The sequence below is a fragment of the Comamonas testosteroni ATCC 11996 genome (assembly GCF_000241525.1).
Lineage (GTDB): Bacteria > Pseudomonadota > Gammaproteobacteria > Burkholderiales > Burkholderiaceae_C > Comamonas > Comamonas testosteroni.
The window spans coordinates 162,469-183,846 of sequence record NZ_AHIL01000049.1; the positions used below are offsets into that span (position 1 = coordinate 162,469).

General features: G+C 59.6%; 14 protein-coding genes, 4 tRNA genes and 1 pseudogene. 8 read left to right on the forward strand and 11 right to left on the reverse strand.

Going from position 1 to position 21,378, the window contains the following annotated elements; all coding sequences use genetic code 11:
- Positions 1–27: 27 nt before the first annotated feature.
- Positions 28–4,038, reverse strand: a complete 4,011-nt coding sequence (purL, locus tag CTATCC11996_RS22095) for a phosphoribosylformylglycinamidine synthase (RefSeq protein WP_003080686.1) — start codon at positions 4,036–4,038, stop codon at positions 28–30.
- Positions 4,039–4,217: 179 nt separating this feature from the next.
- On the opposite strand from purL, the gene map reads away from it, so the two are divergent.
- The 3 genes from map (at position 4,218) to CTATCC11996_RS22110 (ending at position 8,197) form a co-directional block, all read left to right on the forward strand.
- Positions 4,218–5,030, forward strand: a complete 813-nt coding sequence (gene map, locus CTATCC11996_RS22100) for a type I methionyl aminopeptidase (protein ID WP_003080687.1) — start codon at positions 4,218–4,220, stop codon at positions 5,028–5,030.
- A 189-nt stretch (positions 5,031–5,219) separates the two neighbouring features.
- A complete protein-coding gene (locus CTATCC11996_RS22105; RefSeq protein ID WP_042437996.1) occupies positions 5,220–7,862 on the forward strand; it encodes a [protein-PII] uridylyltransferase in 2,643 nt (880 codons plus the stop codon).
- A gap of 74 nt (positions 7,863–7,936) precedes the next feature.
- Positions 7,937–8,197 carry a hypothetical protein gene (locus CTATCC11996_RS22110; RefSeq protein WP_003056528.1) on the forward strand — a complete coding sequence of 87 codons (261 nt, stop codon included), beginning with the start codon at positions 7,937–7,939 and terminating at the stop codon, positions 8,195–8,197.
- Between the two features lie 64 nt (positions 8,198–8,261).
- On the opposite strand, the gene asd is transcribed toward CTATCC11996_RS22110, so the two are convergent.
- Positions 8,262–9,125, reverse strand: a complete 864-nt coding sequence (asd, locus tag CTATCC11996_RS22115) for an archaetidylserine decarboxylase (protein WP_034350012.1) — start codon at positions 9,123–9,125, stop codon at positions 8,262–8,264.
- 410 nt (positions 9,126–9,535) lie between these two features.
- On the opposite strand from asd, the gene infA reads away from it, so the two are divergent.
- Together infA and CTATCC11996_RS22125 are read left to right on the forward strand one after the other, a co-directional pair.
- Positions 9,536–9,793: a translation initiation factor IF-1 gene (gene infA, locus CTATCC11996_RS22120; protein ID WP_003056533.1), complete on the forward strand. Its 258-nt coding sequence runs from the start codon at positions 9,536–9,538 to the stop codon at positions 9,791–9,793.
- Between the two features lie 70 nt (positions 9,794–9,863).
- Positions 9,864–9,940: transfer RNA gene (locus tag CTATCC11996_RS22125), tRNA-Pro, on the forward strand.
- A gap of 541 nt (positions 9,941–10,481) precedes the next feature.
- On the opposite strand, the gene CTATCC11996_RS22130 is transcribed toward CTATCC11996_RS22125, so the two are convergent.
- Positions 10,482–10,558 (reverse strand) — tRNA-Met (locus tag CTATCC11996_RS22130).
- 168 nt (positions 10,559–10,726) lie between these two features.
- On the reverse strand, positions 10,727–10,927 hold the full coding sequence (locus tag CTATCC11996_RS22135) for a CsbD family protein (protein WP_003080693.1): 201 nt from the start codon (positions 10,925–10,927) through the stop codon (positions 10,727–10,729).
- A gap of 1,332 nt (positions 10,928–12,259) precedes the next feature.
- On the opposite strand from CTATCC11996_RS22135, the gene CTATCC11996_RS25930 reads away from it, so the two are divergent.
- Entirely contained in the window at positions 12,260–12,409 is a 150-nt protein-coding gene (locus tag CTATCC11996_RS25930; protein ID WP_003080696.1) for a hypothetical protein, read from the forward strand.
- Between the two features lie 26 nt (positions 12,410–12,435).
- Here the strand turns inward: CTATCC11996_RS25930 and CTATCC11996_RS25760 are convergent, their stop codons facing one another.
- The 7 genes and pseudogenes from CTATCC11996_RS25760 to CTATCC11996_RS22170 form a co-directional block, all read right to left on the reverse strand.
- Complete coding sequence (locus tag CTATCC11996_RS25760) at positions 12,436–12,588, reverse strand: hypothetical protein (RefSeq protein ID WP_155278082.1); 153 nt, start codon at positions 12,586–12,588, stop codon at positions 12,436–12,438.
- A gap of 359 nt (positions 12,589–12,947) precedes the next feature.
- A pseudogene (locus CTATCC11996_RS25270) lies at positions 12,948–13,562 on the reverse strand (IS5 family transposase); the annotation flags it as partial.
- Between the two features lie 367 nt (positions 13,563–13,929).
- A tRNA-His gene (locus CTATCC11996_RS22150) sits at positions 13,930–14,005 on the reverse strand.
- A 140-nt stretch (positions 14,006–14,145) separates the two neighbouring features.
- Positions 14,146–14,221, reverse strand: a tRNA-His gene (locus tag CTATCC11996_RS22155).
- 65 nt (positions 14,222–14,286) lie between these two features.
- Entirely contained in the window at positions 14,287–16,185 is a 1,899-nt protein-coding gene (locus CTATCC11996_RS22160) for a SurA N-terminal domain-containing protein (protein ID WP_003080701.1), read from the reverse strand.
- Positions 16,186–17,129: 944 nt separating this feature from the next.
- The gene (locus CTATCC11996_RS22165) at positions 17,130–17,975 is read right to left on the reverse strand and encodes an arylamine N-acetyltransferase family protein (protein ID WP_003080703.1); all 846 of its coding nucleotides are present in this window, start codon (positions 17,973–17,975) and stop codon (positions 17,130–17,132) included.
- Between the two features lie 669 nt (positions 17,976–18,644).
- On the reverse strand, positions 18,645–19,205 hold the full coding sequence (locus tag CTATCC11996_RS22170) for a TetR/AcrR family transcriptional regulator (protein WP_003080704.1): 561 nt from the start codon (positions 19,203–19,205) through the stop codon (positions 18,645–18,647).
- 195 nt (positions 19,206–19,400) lie between these two features.
- Between CTATCC11996_RS22170 and CTATCC11996_RS22175 the strand changes: the two genes are divergently transcribed.
- Positions 19,401–20,456 (forward strand): sugar phosphate isomerase/epimerase family protein, encoded by a 1,056-nt coding sequence (locus CTATCC11996_RS22175; protein WP_003080707.1) that lies wholly within the window; start codon positions 19,401–19,403, stop codon positions 20,454–20,456.
- A 37-nt stretch (positions 20,457–20,493) separates the two neighbouring features.
- A complete protein-coding gene (locus CTATCC11996_RS22180; protein ID WP_003080712.1) occupies positions 20,494–21,378 on the forward strand; it encodes an alpha/beta fold hydrolase in 885 nt (294 codons plus the stop codon).

The following is a 21,378-nucleotide window of genomic DNA, read 5'->3' on the forward strand; positions in this document are numbered from 1 at the left end:
TTTGATTGCGCTAGCAGTGCCAGGGGATCAACCCAACCACTTGCGGGCGTTGCGCCAGACGCGCATCCAGGGACTGAATTCAGACTTATCGCCCGAAGTCCAGCTCATCTGCACATTGCGGAACACGCGCTCGGGGTGAGGCATCATCGCGGTGAAACGCCCATCGGCCGTGGTCACAGCTGTCAAACCACCAGCCGAGCCATTGGGGTTGAACGGATACTGTTCGGTAGGCTGGCCGTGGTTGTCCACATAGCGCATGGACTTGACCGCCTGCTGGGCATTGCCACGGAACTGGAAGTTGGCAAAGCCCTCGCCATGCGCCACGGCGATGGGCAGACGGGAGCCGGCCATGCCTTGCAGGAACAGGCTGGGCGACTCCAGCACTTCCACCATGCTCAGACGCGCCTCGAAGCGGTTGCTCTGGTTTTGCGTGAAGCGCGGCCAGTCCTGCGCACCGGGGATGATGTCGGCCAGTTCGGCGAACATCTGGCAGCCGTTGCAAACGCCCAGGCCGAAAGTGTCGGTACGACCGAAGAAGGCCTGGAACTGCTCGGACAGACGGTCGTTGAAGGTGATGGAGCGTGCCCAGCCAATGCCCGCACCCAGGGTGTCGCCGTAGCTGAAGCCGCCACAGGCCACCACACCGGCGAAGTCCTTGAGCTGCGCACGGCCGGACTGCAGGTCGCTCATGTGCACGTCCACCGCATCAAAGCCGGCTTCGGTGAAAGCGTAGGCCATTTCCACATGGGAGTTCACGCCCTGCTCGCGCAGCACCGCCACGCGAGGCTTGGCAGCCACGTTGATGAAGGGCGCTGCCACGTTCTCCTTGGGATCGAACGTCAGATGCACGTGCATGCCGGGGTCGGTGGGTTCGCCCGCCACAGCATGCTCGCTGTCGGCGCACACGGGGTTGTCGCGCTGCTGGGTGATCTTCCAGCTCACGGCATCCCAGACCTGGTGCAGATCGGACAGGGTTGCGCCGAATACCTTGTTCGCATCGCGCCACACCTGCAGCTCGCCCTTGCCGGCGTCCACAGGGGACGAAGCAGGACGGGTCTTGCCGATGACATGGCTGCACTGGATCAGGCCATGTTCGCGCAGCACCTGCAGCACTTCGGCACGGTCCTCGGTCCTGATCTGCAGCACGGCGCCCAGTTCTTCGTTGAACAGCGCGCGCAAGGTCAGGTCTTCGCGACGGCCGGAGACCTGCTTGCCCCAGTTCTTGCCTTCGCCGCTGTCCATGCGGCTGTCGGAGATGCCATCACCTTCGGTGATCAGCATGTCCACATTCAAGGCCACGCCCACATGGCCGGCAAAGGCCATTTCGGCGGCCGTGGCCAGCAGGCCGCCGTCGCCCTTGTCGTGGTAGGCCAGGATCAGTCCCTTGGCACGCAGCGCATTCACTGCATCCACCATGGCGATCAGATCCTTGGGCTCATCCAGATCCGGCACTTCGTTGCCCGACTGATTGAGCACCTGACCGATGATGGAGCCGCCCATGCGCATCTTGCCACGGCCCAGGTCGATCAGCACCAGGGTGCTATCTTCCACCTCGGCGTCGAGCTGGGGCGTGAGCGTGGTGCGCACATCGTCGATGGCGGCAAAGCCGGTGATGATCAGGCTCACAGGCGAGGTGACCTTCTTTGTCTGGCCGTTCTCACTCCACTGCGTGCGCATGGACAGGGAGTCCTTGCCCACGGGAATCGAGATGTTCAGCGCGGGGCACAGCTCCATGCCCACGGCCTTGACGGTGGCGTACAGCGCAGCGTCTTCGCCGGCTTCGCCGCAGGCGGCCATCCAGTTGGCCGACATCTTCACCTTGGACAGCTCGATGGGGGCGGCCAGCATATTGGTGATGGCTTCGGCCACGGCCATGCGACCCGAGGCGGGCGCGTTGATGGCGGCCAGCGGTGTGCGCTCGCCCATGGCCATGGCTTCACCCTTGAAGCCCTTGTAGTCGGCCAGGGTCACGGCCACGTCAGCCACCGGCACCTGCCAGGGACCGACCATCTGGTCGCGATGGGTCAGGCCACCGACGGCGCGGTCGCCGATGGTGATCAGGAAGCGCTTGGAAGCCACCGTGGGGTGGGCCAGCACTTCGATCACGGCCTTTTCCAGCGGCACACCGGTCAGGTCCATGGCGGGCAGCTCGCGCTCCACGCTGGTCACATCCTTGTGCACCTTGGGTGGCTTGCCCAGCAGCACGTTCATGGGCATGTCCACGGGGAACTTCTGGTCGCCGGACTCGACCGCCGTGTCCTCCAGCACCAGCTGGCGCTCTTCGGTAGCCGTGCCGATGACGGCAAACGGGCAGCGCTCGCGTTCGCAGAAGGCCGTGAACTGCTCCAGCGATTCCGGAGCAATGGCCAGCACGTAACGCTCCTGCGATTCGTTGGACCAGATTTCCTTGGGCGACAGGCCGGACTCTTCGAGCTTGACGGCTCGCAGGTCAAAGCGTGCACCGCGCCCGGCATCGTTGGTCAGCTCGGGGAAGGCATTGGAGATACCACCGGCACCCACGTCGTGGATGGCCAGGATGGGGTTGCCAGCGCCCTGCTGCCAGCAATGGTTGATGACTTCCTGAGCACGGCGCTCGATCTCGGGATTGCCACGCTGCACCGAGTCAAAGTCCAGTTCCGCGGCATTGGTGCCCGAAGCCATGGAGCTTGCCGCACCGCCGCCCATGCCGATGCGCATGCCGGGGCCGCCCAGCTGGATCAGCAGCGTGCCCGCCGGGAACTCGATCTTCTTGGTCAGCTCGGAATCGATCACGCCCAGGCCGCCGGCGATCATGATGGGCTTGTGGTAGCCGCGGGTGATGTCGCCGACCTGCAGCTCGTATTCGCGGAAATAGCCGGTCAGATTGGGACGACCGAACTCGTTGTTGAACGCCGCGCCGCCCAGAGGGCCTTCGATCATGATCTGCAGCGGGCTGGCGATATGTTCGGGCTTGCCCACTTCGCTGCCCCAGAGCTTGGAGACGGTGAAGCCAGTCAGGCCAGCCTTGGGCTTGGAGCCACGGCCGGTTGCGCCTTCGTCACGGATTTCGCCGCCGTTGCCGGTCGATGCTCCGGGGAAGGGCGAAATCGCCGTGGGGTGGTTATGTGTTTCCACCTTCATCAGCACATGGTTGGTAGCCGCCTGCTTCTTATAGCTGGGGGCGCTGATTGCATCTGCCTTGGCATCAAACTTGGCGACAAATCGCTCGACCTCATGGCCTTCCATGATGGAAGCGTTGTCGGCATAGGCCACCACAGTGTGCTGGGGCGAGACCGCTTCGGTGTTGCGGATCATGCCGAACAGCGATTTTTCCTGCTCTACGCCGTCGATGGTGAACTTGGCGTTGAAGATCTTGTGGCGGCAGTGCTCGGAGTTGGCCTGCGCGAACATCATCAGCTCCACGTCCGTGGGATTGCGCTTGAGGTCGTTGAAAGCGTTGACCAGATATTCGATCTCGTCTTCGGCCAGGGCCAGGCCCCATTGCTTGTTTGCGGCTTCCAGCGCTGCGCGGCCGCCGCCCAGCACATCCACAAACTCCATGGGTTGTGCCGCCAGGGTGGTGAACAGTTGCTCGGCCTCTGCGCGTGTCGCAAACACGGACTCGGTCATGCGGTCGTGCAGCAAAGCGGCGACCTGAGCGGTCTGCTCTGTAGACAGCTCGGGCTTACCGCCCAGCAGGCCGGACTTCATGTCCACGCGATACTCGGTCATGCGTTCCACACGGAACACATTCAGGCCGCAGTTACGGGCGATATCGGTGGCCTTGGAGGCCCAGGGAGAGATAGTGCCCAGGCGGGGTGTGACGATGAAGGCCAGGCCTTCAGCATTGCCCGTATAGGGGTCACCATAAGTCAAGAGCGCCGACAGGCGCTCTTGCAATGCGGACGCAACTGCGCCCTCGGTGGCTACCAGGTGCACAAAGCGTGCAGATACGCCGGTGATCTTGGGGTGGATGGCGACCAGATCGGTCAGAAGCTGTTGGGCGCGGAACGAGCTCAGGGCGTTTCCACCCTCAAACTGTGTCAGATGCAATGTCACGTGGCGGCCTGTTTATGTGAAGGCTGTTGAAAAGCGTCCTGGTCAATCCCCTGCCTGAGAGGACCTGGCCAAAGCGCTGAATTCGGTGAGCCTCGGATTTTACCGTGCCTCGGGGTTAGTCCGAATGCTCACACCCACAAGCCCTGCATGTTCAAGCGCGCAATGGGATAATTGCGGCCATGAGCATCACACTGAAGACCCCCGAAGACATCGAGCGCATGCGCGTTGCAGGCCGCTTTGCTTCGGATGTGCTGGACTACATCACCCCCCACATCAAACCCGGCATCACCACCCAGCAGATCGACGATCTGTGCGCCAAGCGTATGGCCGAGCAAGGCACCAAGACGGCCTGCCTGGGCTATCAGCCTCCGGGTATGACGCCCTACCCGGCCTATGTCTGCACCTCGGTCAACCATGTGGTGTGCCACGGCATCCCCAACGACAAGCCTTTGAAGAAGGGCGATATCGTCAATGTCGACGTGACCATCATCACCGAAGACGGCTGGTTCGGCGACAACAGCCGCATGTTCATCATTGGCGAAGGCACGATTGCGGCCAAGCGCCTGTCCAGGCTCACGTTCGAAGCCATGTGGAAGGGCATTGCCCAGGTCAAGCCCGGTGCCACGCTGGGCGATATCGGCCACGCCATCCAGACCTACGCGGAAAGCAACAACCTGTCCGTGGTGCGCGAATACTGCGGCCACGGCATCGGCAAGGTGTTCCACGACGAACCCCAGGTGCTGCACTACGGCCGCCCCGGCGAAGGCGTGGTGCTGGAAGAAGGCATGGTCTTCACCATCGAACCCATGCTGAATCTGGGCAAGCGCGACATCAAGGCCATGCCCGACGGCTGGACCGTCGTCACCAAGGACCGCAGCCTGACCGCCCAGTGGGAGCTGATGCTGGCCGTCACCAAGACCGGCTATGACGTGCTGACCTGGTCCGAGGGCTCACCCACTCCGCCTGACTTCATCACGTCCATCCGCACCTGAGCGCGCTGCCGCCGCTGACCTGCATGCCGCACCGGCCAAAGCCGGATGCGGCATATTTTTTGCTTGCAGACCTTGTACTGCAAGCGCCATGCGCTCATCTTTTTGCCATCACAGGCCTCAAGCCCAAGTCAGTTGGGTTAAGGTGACGCTCAAGCACTTGCCCTGTTGAAACGCTTTTTTCTACTGCGCATGACCTCCCCTGCCCACTCCTACGCCCACTCTGCCGACGTCTCCGACCTCTCCTCGCTACAGGGCCTGCGCGAGCAATACCGTGAGGCCAAGGCCCGGCAGATGGAGTTGCTGCGCAACCCTACGCTGGGCAGACGCAGCGTGCGCGGAGTGCTGCACCATTTCAGTGAACTGGCCGACGGTCTTCTGCGCACCCTCTGGCAACGCGCGCAGATGCCGCAAGGCGCTGCCCTGCTGGCCGTGGGGGGTTATGGACGCGCCCAGCTCTTTCCCTATTCGGACATCGATGTGCTGGTGTTGCTGCCCCAAAGCAGTGCACAGCCGGCTGCGGAATTGGCGGCCAGCATCGAGCAGTTCATCAGCAGTTGCTGGGATGCAGGCCTGGAAATCGGCTCCAGCGTGCGCAGCATCGCCGAATGCCTGCAGGAGGCTGCGCAGGACCTGACGGTGCAGACCGCCATGCTGGAGTCACGCCGCATCACCGGCAGCAAGGCCTTGTTTGCCGACTTCGAGCAGGCGTTTCGCGCGCAACTCGATCCCAAGGCTTTTGTCGAAGGCAAGCTGCTGGAAATGCGCCAGCGCCACGCCAAATATGACTTCACGCCCTATTCGCTCGAGCCCAACTGCAAGGAATCGCCCGGCGGACTGCGCGATCTGCACACCATGCTCTGGCTGGCCAAGGCAGCAGGCTTCGGCAACAGCTGGCATGAACTGGCCGAGCAGGACCTGATCACCCATTTCGAGGTTCAGCAGCTCGAATCCAATGAATCCCTGCTCAGCCTGATCCGTGCCCGCCTGCATGCCTCTGCCGGCCGCCATGAGGACCGGCTGGTCTTTGACCTGCAGACCGCCGTGGCCGAAGCCTTTGGCTACCGCTCCACTACGCCGGAAGGCCGCAAGCTGGCCATGCGCGCTGGCGAGACCCTGATGCGTCACTATTACTGGGCCGCCAAGGCGGTGACCCAGCTGTGCCAGATCGTGCGCATGAGCATCGAAGAGCGCCTGAACCCCGGATCGCACGAGCTGATTCAGCTCAATGATCGCTTTTGCGAGAAGGCCGGCACCATCGAGGTGGTCAGCGACGATCTGTACGAGCGCGATCCGCATGCCATTCTCGAAACCTTTCTCATGTATGAGCAGCATGAGGGATTGACGGGTCTGTCGACGCGCACCCTGCGCGCGCTGTATGCCAGCCGCGATGTGATGGACAGCGCCTTCCGTCGCGACCCGGTCAATCGCGCCACCTTCATGAAGATCCTGCAGCAGCCGCGCGGCATCACCCATGCCATCCGGCTGATGAATCAGACCTCGGTACTGGGTCGCTATCTCTGGCCCTTCCGCCGCATCGTTGGACAGATGCAGCACGATCTGTTCCACGTCTACACCGTGGACCAGCATATCCTGATGGTGCTGCGCAATGTGCGGCGCTTCTTCATGGCCGAGCATGCCCATGAGTATCCGTTCTGTTCCCAGCTCGCCGCGGGCTGGGACAAGCCCTGGATCCTGTATCTGGCTGCTCTCTTCCACGATATCGGCAAGGGCCGAGGCGGCGATCACTCCGTGATCGGCGCCGTCGAAGTCAAGCGTTTTTGCCGCGCCCACCAGATCGACAAGGCCGATGCGGAGCTGGTCGAGTTTCTGGTGCGCGAGCACCTGACCATGAGCCAGGTGGCCCAGAAGCAGGACTTGTCCGACCCCGATGTGATTCGCGCCTTTGCCGAACGCGTCGGCAACGAGCGCAAGCTCACCGCCTTGTACCTGCTGACGGTGGCCGACATTCGCGGCACCAGCCCCAAGGTCTGGAGCGCCTGGAAAGGCAAGCTGCTGGAAGACACCTACCGCCTGACCTTGCGCGTGCTGGGTGGCCGCGCCCCGGATGCCGCCGCCGAAATCGAAGCCCGCAAGCGTGAGGCACTGGTACAGCTGGCCCTGTCCGCCCAGCCTTTCGAGTCCCACAAGAAACTCTGGGAGACACTGGATGTGAGCTACTTCATGCGCCATGAAGCGGCCGACATCGCCTGGCATACCCGCCATCTCTCACGCCATGTGGGCCAGGGCAAGCCTGTGGTACGCGCCCGGCGGTCGCTGGCCGGCGAAGGCCTGCAAGTGCTGGTCTATGCACCTGACCAGCCCGATCTGTTTGCCCGCATCTGCAGCTACTTCGATCGGGCCGGGTTTTCCATTCTCGATGCGCGCGTGCACACGGCCAACAACGATTACGCACTGGACACCTTTCAGGTCGTCGCACCCACCATGCAGGAGCAATACCGCGAACTCATGCACATGGTGGAAAGCGATCTGACGCAGACCCTGCTGCAGGGCGGCCCGTTGCCCACGCCATCGCAAAGACGGCTGTCGCGCCGCGTCAAAAGCTTTCCATTCGCTCCGCGCGTCATCCTGCGCCCCGATGAAAAAGCCCAGCACTGGCTGCTGTCCATCTCCGCGTCAGACCGCGCCGGCCTGCTCTACATCATTGCTCGCATCCTGGCCCAGCACCATATCAGCGTGCATCTGGCAAAGATCAGCACCCTGGGCGAGCGCGTGGAAGACACCTTCCTCATCGAAGGCCCTGAACTGCAGGACAACAACAGTCAGTTGCGCATGGAGACCGAGCTGCTCAAGGCCCTGGCCCAGCCCGGTTGAACCAGGCCTGGCAATTCGGGCTTTAGTTTGATGATTCGCTGCCGATAAGCAGTCACCACTACTACGGAAAGCCCATGCAGCTCGCCTCCAATGAAGTTGCGGCATCGCCGCCCACCACACGCAGTGGCCTGTTTCATATGCCGTTGTTTCGCCCCGGCACCGAGGTCACTCAGAATGGCCGACGCGAAATCGTCAGCCATGTCATCTTGCGCAGACGCGAACTAATGGTCTACCTCCGAGGTCACGACGACCCGGTAAAACCCGATCGCCTGAGTCTTGCCCCCACGGTGTTCACCACCGAGCGCAGGCCCGAGCCGCTGACCTGGTTTCTTTGATCCCTCAAAACAAGAAAGCCGCTGAGCTCATGGCATCAGCGGCTTTTTCTATGGAACCCGGCTGTCAGCCCAGTTTGATCTGGGCGTTGGCCATGACCTGACCCAGTTGCACCGGCGCCGCCGGCTGCCACTGCGGATTGAACTGCAGGCCTGCAGCCTGAGGAAACAGCATGACCACGGTGGAGCCAAGCTGAAAGCGGCCCATCTCCTCGCCGCTGGCCAGCGTCACTGCTTCGGCACCCTCGTAATTCCAGGTCTTGATATGGCCTGGGCGGGGCGGGTTGACCAGACCGTGCCACACCGTGGCCATGCTGCCCACGATCGTCGCGCCCACCAGTACCAGCACGAAGGGGCCATGGTCGGTATCGAACACGCAGACCACGCGCTCGTTGCGCGCAAACAGGCCGGGTACGCCACGTGCGGTAACCGGGTTCACCGAGAACAGATCACCTGGCACATAGGTCATGCTGCGCAGCTTGCCGGCACAAGGCATATGAATGCGGTGATAGTCGCGCGGGCTCAGATAGATCGTGGCAAAACTGCCGTTATCGAACTGACGAGCCAGAGCCGCATCGCCTCCTACCAGGGCAGTCGCACTGTATTGATGCCCCTTGGCTTGAAATATCTGCTCGCCTTCGATCCTGCCGAACTGGCTGATCGCACCATCTACCGGGCAAATCCAGTCCGCCTGTGCCAGAGGGCGAACACCATCCTTGAGCGCACGTGTGAAAAAGGCATTGAAGGTCTTGTAGGCAGCAGGATCGGGATTGGCCGCTTCGGCCATGTTCACCTGGTAGCGCTGGATAAAGCGGCGAATGACCGCCGTCGTCAATCCGCCAGCTTCGGCTTGCGCCAGTTTTCCCATCAGCGCGGTCAGCGCCTGCTTGGGCAAGAAATATTGGGAAAGTACGGCAAGTCGATCAGACACAATGGGATTTTGCTATCAAAGTTATAGAGCTGTCGAACAGGATTCTAGCCAAGACCACGGCAGCGGCGGCTGTCTTTGAGGGCTACAGGCGTTTTCCCCATCCAGGCAACCACCCGGTCATGGCATCTCAATGATGCAAGCGTCATGACAAAGACCCATGCACCCGTCTCATCGCTGCGACGCTTTACCCCTTTATGAGGGCATAAGCGAAGGCTAGACGCTACAATTCCAATGTTTAGCTGAATGCTGTTTCACAGCATGGCTTGATTGGATATCGGCCTTTTGTTCGGTCTGCGCAAACAGCGCAGCGCCCTTGCCACATTGAGGCCTGAGCACTTGTACTGCTCAGGCCTTTTCCGTGGTGATGACGAGCAAGCGCCGCAACTGACCTTTTCTGAGAGATTGAACAAATGGCCAAGGAAGAACTGATTGAAATGCAAGGCTCCGTGACGGAAGTCCTGCCTGACTCGCGTTTTCGCGTCACGCTGGACAACGGTCACCAACTGATTGCCTATACCGGCGGCAAGATGCGCAAGCACCACATCCGCATTCTGGCCGGCGACAAAGTGTCTTTGGAAATGTCGCCCTACGACCTGACCAAGGGCCGCATCACCTTCCGCCATCTGGCCAACCGTGGCCCGGCCCCCACGACACCTCGTTCAAAATAAATAGCGCCTCGCCATAAAAATTCGGCACTTTCAAAAAATGAGCAATTTTTTGTAGTTAGAATAGAGGCTTCGGAGCGTAGCGCAGCCTGGTAGCGCATCTGCTTTGGGAGCAGAGGGTCGCGAGTTCGAATCCCGCCGCTCCGACCAAATGACAAGGGGTTAGATCGAAAGATCTAACCCCTTTTGTCTGTCTATGCTTCGCAACTTTGCCGGCTTATACGCGCCATCATATTTATTTGTGGCTTGGCAGCAGACCAAGAACCGCCTTACCCCTCTAAGGCCAGCACGAAACATTGATGCCTTGCGCCCTCAAGGCAAGAAAACCGGCTGCCTCCGCAATTCCAGCTTCCACACCTTCGGCCAAAGGTGACACATGCAGGAGCTCTCCGTGAGCGATGAAGCAGCCCTCTCATCACCCGTGCGTCATGTCACCCGGGCGTAGCCTTGGCTGACACAAGAGAACAAGAAAAGCCGACGAGACAAAGCCCTGGCCACAGCAACCAGCTCTCGCCTGACAGAAGGCAAAAAAGAAAAAGCCCCGGCTGCTACAGCCAGGGCTTGGGAATTGGCGCCAGGGGTTAAGCCATCTTTCAGTGCTACAACCTGAACCTAGCGACGCGTATCTTGCTCTCGAAATATGACATAAAGATGGCAAAAAAGCCCTGACCGTTTCCGACCAGGGCTTTATTGGTTGCGAGGGCCGGATTTGAACCAACGACCTTCGGGTTATGAGCCCGACGAGCTACCAGACTGCTCCACCTCGCGATATTCCGCGTCGGGGGCCAACCACCATTCCTAGGCGCCAGCATGATTTCCCCGACCGCTGGATTGTAGCACATATGTATAAATTCACAGCATGAATAAATATTCAGTAATAAACCCGGACAGGGAGCAACACAAAAGCCAGATGGCGAACCTAGCCGGGCTTGCTCTTTAGAGCACTTGCAGCTTATTTTTTTTGACCGCCTCTTGAATCGCTTCTTTCAGATCACCGGCCTTCTTCTGAGCGAAGCCTTCAACCTCCTTTGCGATCCCCCTGGCTTCTTGTTCAGGACTGACCATGAGTTCACCAAACCTCTCCTGAACCCCGCCCGCAGCATCCTTCGGCGCACCCTTGGTTTGATCAGGATTCATGATGCCCTCCTTATGAACAAAGCCGCGAAATGCGGCTTGGGTCAAAGTTAAGCTCTAGCGAGAGCCTACGGCCGTGGGACCAGCCAAGGCATCCATGCAGCACAAGCCCTTACACGTTATCAACGTGCTCACAACGGTAAACGCAAAATAAGGCGCCAGCGGATCATGCTTGGGACTTTGGCCACGCCGCTGAATACCGATAAACAGGCAGGACATACGCCTCAGTGTCGCGATGAATGGCCGCTATAGAGGTATGCCTTATCGGGCATACGTCAGCAGCATCCGAAATATCAACCAGAGGGAACGCAGACCATGGGTTGAGCATCATGCAAGCCTTGGCCAGGCGCCAGCGCACAGAGTTCAAGTGCTCACTCTTCAGGACTTAGGCCGCAAACAGCACATGATGGAACTTCATGGACGCGGCCTGCAGCTCAAGCTGAGCCTGTCTAGCGCCAGTCCGCAATAAAAGAGATTGATGGTTCATCTTCCTGCAGCAGAGACTGATACCGCTCCTCGGCACTGGCACATCGCAACCTCTTCAAACGCTCCTGAACCCAGCGCCCGTATCTATCGAGCAACTCTTGGAGCAATTCAGTTTCATACCTCCAGGCATTGGCACTTTCTTTCTATAGTCCTGAGAATCGCACGGTTATTTGCAAACGATTCTCAATTGCGTTTATGATTCATCTCATGGTGCAGCAAATCGCTGTACCGCCTCTTCATCGTGGGGCGCTGACAAGCGAGGGCTTGCAGCGTTTTAGCTAGCCAGCGGCCCTCTCCTATTAGCCAAGCCTTTTTTCCACGATCGAGCCAGTAAGTCGACTGCCACAGCAGCACGGCCAAATGCCATTGCGCAATCACAAGCCCGTCTCCGTCTGGAGCACCTGTCAGAGTTTCTCGACCGCGCCATCACGCACCGCACATGGCTGACAGAGCCCTGCACCAGATTGACTGCCAGTATCCGGCAAAACCCTGCCATCGCCGCTAATGATCCAACTCGCTGCGTTGCGGCGAAGAGGATGAAGAACCATGACCAAACCGCTTGGCGCCATCGCGCTTGCCGTCTGCCCTGCGCAGCAGCGATACCCTGAGCCGCTGGTCCGGCTTGGGCGGATACCGACCTCAGCCTCCTCCTGGCGGTGCGATCCGAGTCGCTGCACGCGCAGCCTTTCCTGTCCGGGCAGACAGCCAGTGACTGGACGACAGGACCGTGCAATGCCTGCCTGAGAATCTGTAAGCACACCTCGCGACTTACATTCCTGTCAACGAACTGACACAGTCAAACGTTAAAAAGAAACACATCAGCTTCCATCCACCCTTCAAGGAGTTGCCATGACCTACCTGTACGCCGCCTATCCTGAACTCAAAGCGACGATTCAAGAGATCATGACGCCAATGCCGGAACCGCGCTCCCCTGAAGAAGTTCTGCGGATGCTGTCCCAGAACCCTCCCGAAGGCGAGTACAGCGTCGACGCTTTCTAAACAGTCTCCAGATAAACCAAGCCACCTCAAAGGTGGCTTTTTTGTGTTTGAGGCCTAGCGTCGACCATGCCCACGCCCGCCGTGGTGCTTATGTCCTCCGCCATGACCACCTGACCGATGGCCATGATGCTTGTGACCGTGCGGATGCCCGTAGAACCCATCATGGTGACGGTGCCCATAACCATGTCCGTGATGTGCATAGCAGCCGGACAAGAACAACGCGAATGCCGAGACTCCAAGTAACTTTTTCATAGCAACAAGTCTAGGTTATTCAATCGCTTACAGGTATTCGATGTGTAAGCAAGTGAAGCTCCTGCCCACACCTCGCCGGCCTTGAACTGGTTGTTTGTTTCTGTGGCCTCGTATGAGCCTGACTTTGGTGAGGCACCACAGCCCCGGATGGCTGTGATGCGAGCCCAGGAATGCAGCTTGAGCATCAGAAGCGCCTTGTCGCCAGGGCCAATACCGTGTCGGAGGGCTTTGTTGCATAACTCCATTTGAGGCGGCGCTTTCCCCAGACCCAGTTATGCAACGGCCCCACCGTCTGCAGCATGCACAGCTCAGTCAATCGATTGAGGATGGATGCACGAATATTGAGCCCAACGACTTGACGCTCAAACGTCCTGGCCATCGCTTTCTCCCCCAGGCGTTTGAAGCAATTCATCTTGGTTGGCACCAAGCTGTAGCGGTGGTAGCCGCTGTAGCGCTTCCAGATAGCGCGCCCCACTCGCTTGCACGCCTTAACGGCCTCGTTGCGATGCGTAAAGGCCAACCATTTACGCGGTCTTGCTCCTTTACGTGGCGGGATGATGGGGATGGGGATAGCGCTGCGGCCGTGACATGCTTCATGCACATCCTGCGCGTCATATGCGCCGTCGCTCGTAAAGCTGGCCACCTCTTCAGGTGTTGGGTATTTGGCCAAGCAGCTCAGCCACTACTGGCGAATCACCCACCTCGTTAGTGGTCACGACGATGGCTCGAATCTGCATTGTCTGTGCGTCTATGCCCAGATGCACCTTGCGCCATTGGCGACGGCGCCATGCTTCCTGGCTTTCCATTCACCTCCCCCCAAGAACTTGATGCTCATGGAGTCTGCGAGCAAATACAGGCCACTTCGGCTTGGACGGGAGTGCACCTGAACCTCCAGCCCCTTCGGATGCTCAAATCACCTCGGGCCTTCAATGCTGTGCTGTACAACCTCCAGTTTATGGTGCGGCAAGCGCTGCTTGCTCCAGCTCGATTCACTCATCCGGTGGGGCCATCGCAGTTGAGTGCAGGAGTTATGCAACAGCGCCCTGCCGTAGTGATACTGCACATCGTCTTCTTTCGGGGCGGCCGCGGCTCAACCATGAGCGGCAACTGAAGGCGCGCACCGCCAACAACCACTGTCACGAGGCGTTCAGCGCCGGACGGTCTGTTTCGCGAGGAAGGAGAACTTCAAAGCGGCCTGCGCACCCTGCTCAGCAGGGCTGCAAAAACAAAAATGCCTCACAAGAAAACCTGTGAGGCATTTTATAAACTGGGGTGGCTGATGGGACTCGAACCCACGACAACAGGAATCACAATCCTGGACTCTACCAACTGAGCTACAGCCACCGTAGAAGTCTCTATTCTACTTCAGAATTTGAGCTCTCCAATCAAATTTGAGAGCAACAAACACTGAACTAGCAACGATTCAAGGTAAAAACCTCTCATCAAGTAAAAACGCTCTGCGCTGCAGAGCGTTTTCAAAATTCTGGGGTGGCTGATGGGACTCGAACCCACGACAACAGGAATCACAATCCTGGACTCTACCAACTGAGCTACAGCCACCGTAGAAGCATCTATTGTAATGCATAAATCAGACCGCAAATAAACTCGCGCCTGATTTAAATGCCTTACTGAGGACGCGCAACCTTGATCTGGACCTTGAAGGTCTTCTTCAACTGTTCATAGTAGGCCATGACTTCAGCCATGGAAGACCACTGCGTGAACTGCGCCTTTTGCTGCTCCAGCACCTGAGCATCTTGCGCAGGACGCTGGGCAATGCGGTTGACCTTGATCACCGCGTAACCTGCATTGCCAAGATCGACACCCTCCCATGCAGGCAGGGCATTCGTGGGGGCGCGCAATGCGGCATCCAGCACTTCACGCGGCAGATCCCTGGCTTGATCGCGCCCCACCTCGACGGCCGCAGGCAGCTGGGCAGCTTCAGGCTTGGCCTTCCATTCGGCCATCTTGGCCTTACCTTCCTGCTTGGCCAGCTCTGCGGACTGATGCGCCACATATAGTTGCTTGAGCTTCTCACCCACTTCATCCATGGACTGAGTATGTGCAGGAGCATAGCTCAGCACACGGCCAGCCACCAGGTTGCTGGGAGCCAGCTCCACTGCGTCGGTATTGCGCTTGTTCTCCAGAGAATCTGCGGAGAACAGCGCCTCAAGGAAACGCTTGTTGGCCAGAGGACCTTGCGCACCAGGGGCTGGCTCACGCGTCACGTTCTCGACCTTGTGAATGCTCAGCTTGAACTTCTCGGCCACAGGCTTGAGGCTTTCGGACTGCTCGTAAACGGCGTTGGAGAAGGCTTCTGCCGCCTCTGCAAACTTGCGCTGAGCCTGTTGCTGCTTGAGGTCTGCTTCCAGCTTGGGACGCATTTCCTCGAACGAGGGGACCTTGGGCTGCTTGATGCCGGTCAGCTCGATGATGTGAAAGCCAAAGTCAGACTCGACCACATCGCTGATGTCGCCCTGCTTCATCTTGAAAACGGCTTCTTCAAATGGCTTGACCATGGCATCTCGGCCGAAGTAGCCCAGATCACCACCATTGGCAGCAGAGCCGGGGTCCTGCGAATTGGCCTTGGCCACCTGGGCAAAGCTCTTGGGATCCTTGCGCACCTGGGCCAGCAGTTGCTCTGCCTTGGCTTTGGCCTTTTCACGCTCTGCAGCTGGAAGATCCTTGGCCGCATTGATCAGGATGTGGCTGGCACGACGCTCTTCCGGGCCGGCAAGACGGGCCGCGTTTTCCTTGTAATAGGTGCGCAGATCATCTTCACTCAGGACAATGCTCTTCTCTACCGTCGCCACATCCAGTTGCACATATTCCACTGTGGCAGCCTCGGGCTGCTTGAACTGGCTGGTGTGCGATTCATAGAAGGCCTTGAGTTCGGCTTCCGTGGGCTGTACCTTGCCGACAAAAGCGCTGGCATCAAACCGGGCAACCTGAATTTCGCGGCGCTGATACAGAGCATCCATGGCCTGCTGCAGCTGTGCAGCAGTCGTGAAGCTGGTCGAAGACACGGAACCCAGTACCTGATTGAGAGCCAGTTCACGACGCAGATTGGCTTCAAACCCTTCGGGAGTCATGCCCTGCGAGCCCACCAGAGCCTTGTAGGCTTCGGCATCCAGCGAGCCATCGGGCTTTTGCAATGAGGCAATCGCGGGGATCTCACGCAAGGTACGCACCAGTTGTGCATCGGGCGTTGTCAGGTGCATCTTGGCAGCAGCAGCAGCCAGCACGCGATCACGCACCAGCTTTTCCAGCGTGGCATAACGCGCCTCTGGCGAGTCGAGAAGCTTGGCATCCATGGTCGGATTCTGCGCACGCAGGCGGTCGCTTTCAGCCCTGTGAGCGTTATCCCAGTCCTGCTGGGTGATGTCATGCCCATCCACGCGGGCCACGGTCTGGCTGGACTCGGTGAAGTAGTTCTGGTTGACTCCGACAAAAATGAAAGAGGGAATGATCAGCAAGAACAACAAGATCATCACGAACTTGGAATGCTTGCGGATGGATTCGAACATGGTCAATCTTTCTGCGGCAGCAAAAATAAAGGCGAACTTACGTTCGCCTCATTAACAATGGTGAAAGCCGTGCGACCCGCTTGCGCCACCGACCGGGCCTCTACAGGGCACTGATGCTCTACAGAACTGCCATCCAACCTCCACCAACAGGGTTAGGCTAATCCTGTCCATTCTAACTGCCAGCTTTTCCATTGCCGCTGTAGAGCCAGTGCATCTTGCATAGAAATACCCCGAACAACCGTGACCTTCAGTAGCAACAAACGCCGAAACGCACAGAAGGCTTAGCACTCTCCAAGCCTTCTGTGCGTTTTGGTGGTGGGTACTGGATGCCCCGAACCGCCGCCCCACTCTGCGCAAAGCTTCATATCTCCATAAATATCAGCAACTTGCAGAAGTCTCCAGCTTTTCTGAGCACCCACATTCGAGGATGACGCACACGCACGCGAGTGCTGAAGCATGCACTGTTTGACGCCTGGCCCAGGCTACGGAAGCTGCTCGCAGAACACCCTTATCCGATACTGCAGGCGTCCTCCTTGGCTTGCTCGTCGACATCTCAAAGACGACGCCCTGAGCGCCCGATGTGAAGGGCCTGGGCAATGCGAAAAGGTCAGGGTGAGGCTGCATGGCATCGACGCCCCCGAACGCAAACGACCATTCGGTGAAAACCGCTCGGTGAGCGTGCTCGGTTGGTTCTGGCCGAGCTGGCGCTTCTCAGAAGGAAGCCGAACTGCGCCGCACCAAGACAGGCTGGCACTGGCGACAAATCTGCTCCAGTGCATGTCAGCCGCCTTCCAGCAGGTGGCCCTTCTCCACCCGGTACCTGCGTGAGGGTCAACTGACACCGGTTGGGCCGTCGATCAGCGCTGGCAGATCGTCTCGGGGAACAAGAAGCTCCTGGTGAGTCTCACCATCTTCTGCCAACTTCGACTGATCTCCAGGGTTGTTCAGGTGGTTGCCTCACCACGGATCGTCTGGATCTTTTCCCAGACACCCTCATACGGGGGAACGTCGATGTGAAAAATCGTTGCGAACGTGTCGGCCAATTGATCGGCGCTCGAGATGCGCTGTTCGGTAGTGCTGTCTGCCGTTACGCGGCACAGACAATCGTTTTTCAGGCTGACATAGCCATTTGGCGTATGCCGCAGAATCGCCAGCGCGTTGGTGAACGGAGAGCCAGGATCCTGCGTCAGCCAGCCAAGCATGCTGGAGATGGCAATCTCATCGCTGTAATCGGGCCGGAAATCGAAACTGTGCGCCATGCCACGCGTATGGTTCCTGAAGCGCAGCCAACCGTCGTCCGTCGGCATGATCGAAAAATCGAAGCCGCGTTGGCTGATCGGCCCCGGGGCAAGCGGCACAGGCTCGACGATGGCATCGGACAAGCCGACCTCTGCGAGATAGGGACGATCGAGATCGACACGCAAGCTCAGATGGTTACCAATGACCGCATCGCCCAGGATTTCACGATTGACACCGCTACACAGGCGGGTCACGCGAAACCCTAAAGCGTCGAGTGCAGCCCCGAACAGCCCGTTCATCTCGTAGCACCAGCCTCCTCGCTGGCTCTTCACCATTTTTGTGAAGGCAGCGGCTGGTGCGATCGAAGACGGCCATCCCATGAAAGCATCCAGTGCCTCCCAGGTAAAGGTCATGAGATGGGCCCGATGCAGTTTTGACAGACTGTCGTGGTCGAGCGAAACAGGCTGATTGACCCCGATCTTTGCGAGATAGGCGTCCAACTGGTCAGGCGCCAGGGTCATTCCACCCTGGCTGGGTGAGTCATGTGCCATTTCGGGTTTTCCTCTCAAGGACTGCCTCAGATTGGAGGTGCCCTGCAAGTTATACCTGTCTCACAGCCCCCTATCTATAGGACTAAAGGATTCAGAGAACGTATGCCCGAACTATTGTGTAACCAGCTCGGACTTCAGCAATAGGCGCCTCCTCCAAACTCCTGCAATCCAGGGTACTGGAATGTGCAGCGACCACGTTGCCAAGCTTGAGTGGCCGCAACCTGTCGTCGCCTAACTCTGAACACAGCCGAGCGAGCTGCGCTCCTGGCCGAGAGCCGTGGCCGCACACAACACACCCGGTCGTTTCAGACTCGCCTGTCCATGTCCGCGATGCTTCGGTTGTCGCCGACCTGATGGATAGCATGGCCTCGCCGTCACTGCTCAAAAAACGGTCATCCGGAGGCCGATGGTGGTGCGCGTCCACGACGGTTTTCCGATGAGTGACGCTTAAGCACCAATAGAGCGTGCTGCAGTAGCTTTGCCCGAAGTGAGCCGCCGCGTGCCTACACGCCCTCACCGAACCATTGTGCAAACCGCTGCTAGATTCTCCCCATGGACTCTGTGCCCGGGCCGTCTGCAGGGCAACATGTGCTCAGGAATCAGCCTTTGCCCCGCTTGAACAAGCGCCTGACTCAATTGTCCGCAGACTCACTCTAGCCGCACTGCAGCTCAAGGCTTCAGAGCCGGGCACAACGCTTGGTCCAGCACCCCCATAGCGGTCGCGGAAGCAGCGAGCAGGCGCGGGCGCGACACGCCGTCACGAGCCTGTACTGAGATGCCGTGCAACTGCGTGGCATAGAAGTCGCCCAGGGACTGCACATCCGCATCTTTCCGCAACTCGCCCTCGTCCATTGCGCGTTGCAGTCGGTCGATGATGGACTGTGTGCGCTGGCGACGGTGCACGGCCAGCCAGGCTGCCACTTCCTCGTTCTCTTGCGCAAAATTGGTCGCTGCCATGACAACCATGCAACCTTGTGGCCGGCTTGGTTCCGTATAGGTGGTCGCCGCATCGCGCAGCATGCGTGAGATGGCTTCACGCACCAGTGACTCTTCGGCCAGGGCCCGATCGGCAAAGCAGCCGGCCCCGGACTCATAGCGTTGTATGGCTTCGCGGAACAGCGCCTGCTTGCTGCCAAAGGCTGCATAGATGCGGGCCGAGGCGATGCCCATGGCCTGGACAAGGTCGGCCATGGATGTGCCCTCATAGCCGCGCTGCCAAAACGCCAGCATGGCGCACTCCAGCGCCTGGTCCCGATCAAATTCCCTGGGTCTTCCAGCCATCTTCCTTGTTCCTCTCAAAAGTCGGTGCGGCATCTTAGCGGCGTGTCATCCACGTCGCAGCACACCTGCCTGTCGAAAGCGACTGCGTTTGCGTGATACTATTCTTTGTCGATTGACAAACAATACATCAAAGCAAGGAAAAACATGCAGACAATCAAAGGGCCAAGCCTTCATCTTGCGCAGTTCGCCGACGACAAGGCACCGTTCAATTCGCTGGAGGACATTGCACGCTGGGCCGCAGGCGTGGGCTTCAAGGCCTTGCAGATCCCGGCCTGGGACCAGCGCCTGTTCAACGTGGCCACCGCCGCGCAAAGCCAGGCCTACTGCGACGACGTCAACGGCATGCTTGCCTCGCACGGCCTGGTGGCCAGCGAGCTGACCACGCACATCTTTGGCCAGCTCGTCGCCGTGCATCCTGCCTACGACGCCATGTGCGACAGCTTCGCCCCCGAGGCCCTGCGCGGCAATCCGCAGGCGCGCACGGCCTGGGCGCTGGAGCAGCTCAAGCGCTCGGCCCGCGCCTCGCGCCGCATGGGCCTGACGGAGATGGGTACGTTCTCGGGCTCCTTCGCCTGGCCCTATCTGTTCCCGTTCCCGCAGCGCCCAGCGGGCCTCATCGAGACCGCCTTCGAGGAGTTGGCACGCCGCTGGCGCCCCATCCTGGACGCCTGCGACGAGCAGGGCGTGAACCTGTGCTACGAGATCCACCCCAGCGAGGACCTGCACGACGGCACGAGTTTCGAGCGCTTCCATGAACTGGTCGGTCACCATGAACGCTGCAAGATATTGTTCGATCCCAGCCACTTCGTGCTGCAGCAGCTGAACTATCTCGACTACATCGACATCTACCGCGAGCACATCCGCATGTTCCATGTGAAGGACGCGGAATTCCTGCCCAGCGGGCGCCAAGGCATCTACGGCGGCTATTCCTCCTGGCTGGAACGGGCGGGGCGCTTCCGCTCCCTGGGTGACGGGCAGGTGGACTTCAAGACCATCTTCTCCAAGTTCGCCCAGTACGACTACCAGGGCTGGGCATCTCTGGAATGGGAGTGCTGCCTCAAGGATCAGGAGGACGGCGCACGGGAAGGCGTGGACTTCATCAACCGCCACATCATCCGCGTGACCGACAGGATCTTCGACGACTTCGCCGGTGCCCCCGTGGGCCAGCGCCAGATCAACACCATGCTCGGCATCGCCTGAGCCCCCCGGCTTCCGATTCGAAAAAGGAAACAGACCCATGAATGCTTTCCCCTCCACCCTTGCGCAAGCCCAGGATGATTTCACCCACGACTATGTGCGCATCGACGGCCGCCGCGTCCACTGCATCATGGCCGGCCAGGGCTCGCCGGTGCTGCTGATCCCGGGCTGGCCCCAGACCTGGTATGCCTGGCGCCACGTCATGCAAGCGCTGGCTGCGCAGGGTTTTCAGGCAATTGCCGTCGATCCGCCGGGCACCGGTTTTTCGGACCGGCCTGAGACGGGCTACGACACGGGTGCCATCGCGCAGACCCTGCACCGCACCATGCTGGCGCTGGGCCACGAGCGCTACCAGGTCGCGGGCCACGATGTGGGCATGTGGGTGGCCTATGCGCTGGCCAGCGACCAGCCCCAGGCCGTGCAATCGCTTGCGCTGACCGAGGCCGTGATCCCGGGCCTGGCTCCAGAGCCCAGCATCTTCGCGCCGCCTGAGCAGAACATCTTCCTGTGGCATTTCATGTTCAATCAATTGGCCGACCTGCCCGAGACTCTGATCGCGGGCCGCGAGCGCGCCTATCTGGAATTCATGTTCAATCGATGGTCGCTGCGGCGTGATCGTGTGGCCGTTGATGCCTACGTCGACGCCTATGCGGCACCGGGCGGGCTGCGCGGCGGCTTCGCCTATTACCGGGCAATTCCCGAGACCATTCGACAAAATCGTGAACGCGCAAAGCGCCCGCTGGGCATGCCGGTGCTGGCCATAGGTGCAGAGCACGCGACAGGCGATGCGCCGCTGGCCACACTGTGTGGGCATGCCCATGATCTGTCCGGCGTGATCGTGCCCGATTGTGGTCACTTCATCATGGAGGAGGCGGCCCAGGCCTTCATCGCCGAACTGCTGCCGTTCTTGCAAAGGACGCGGTAA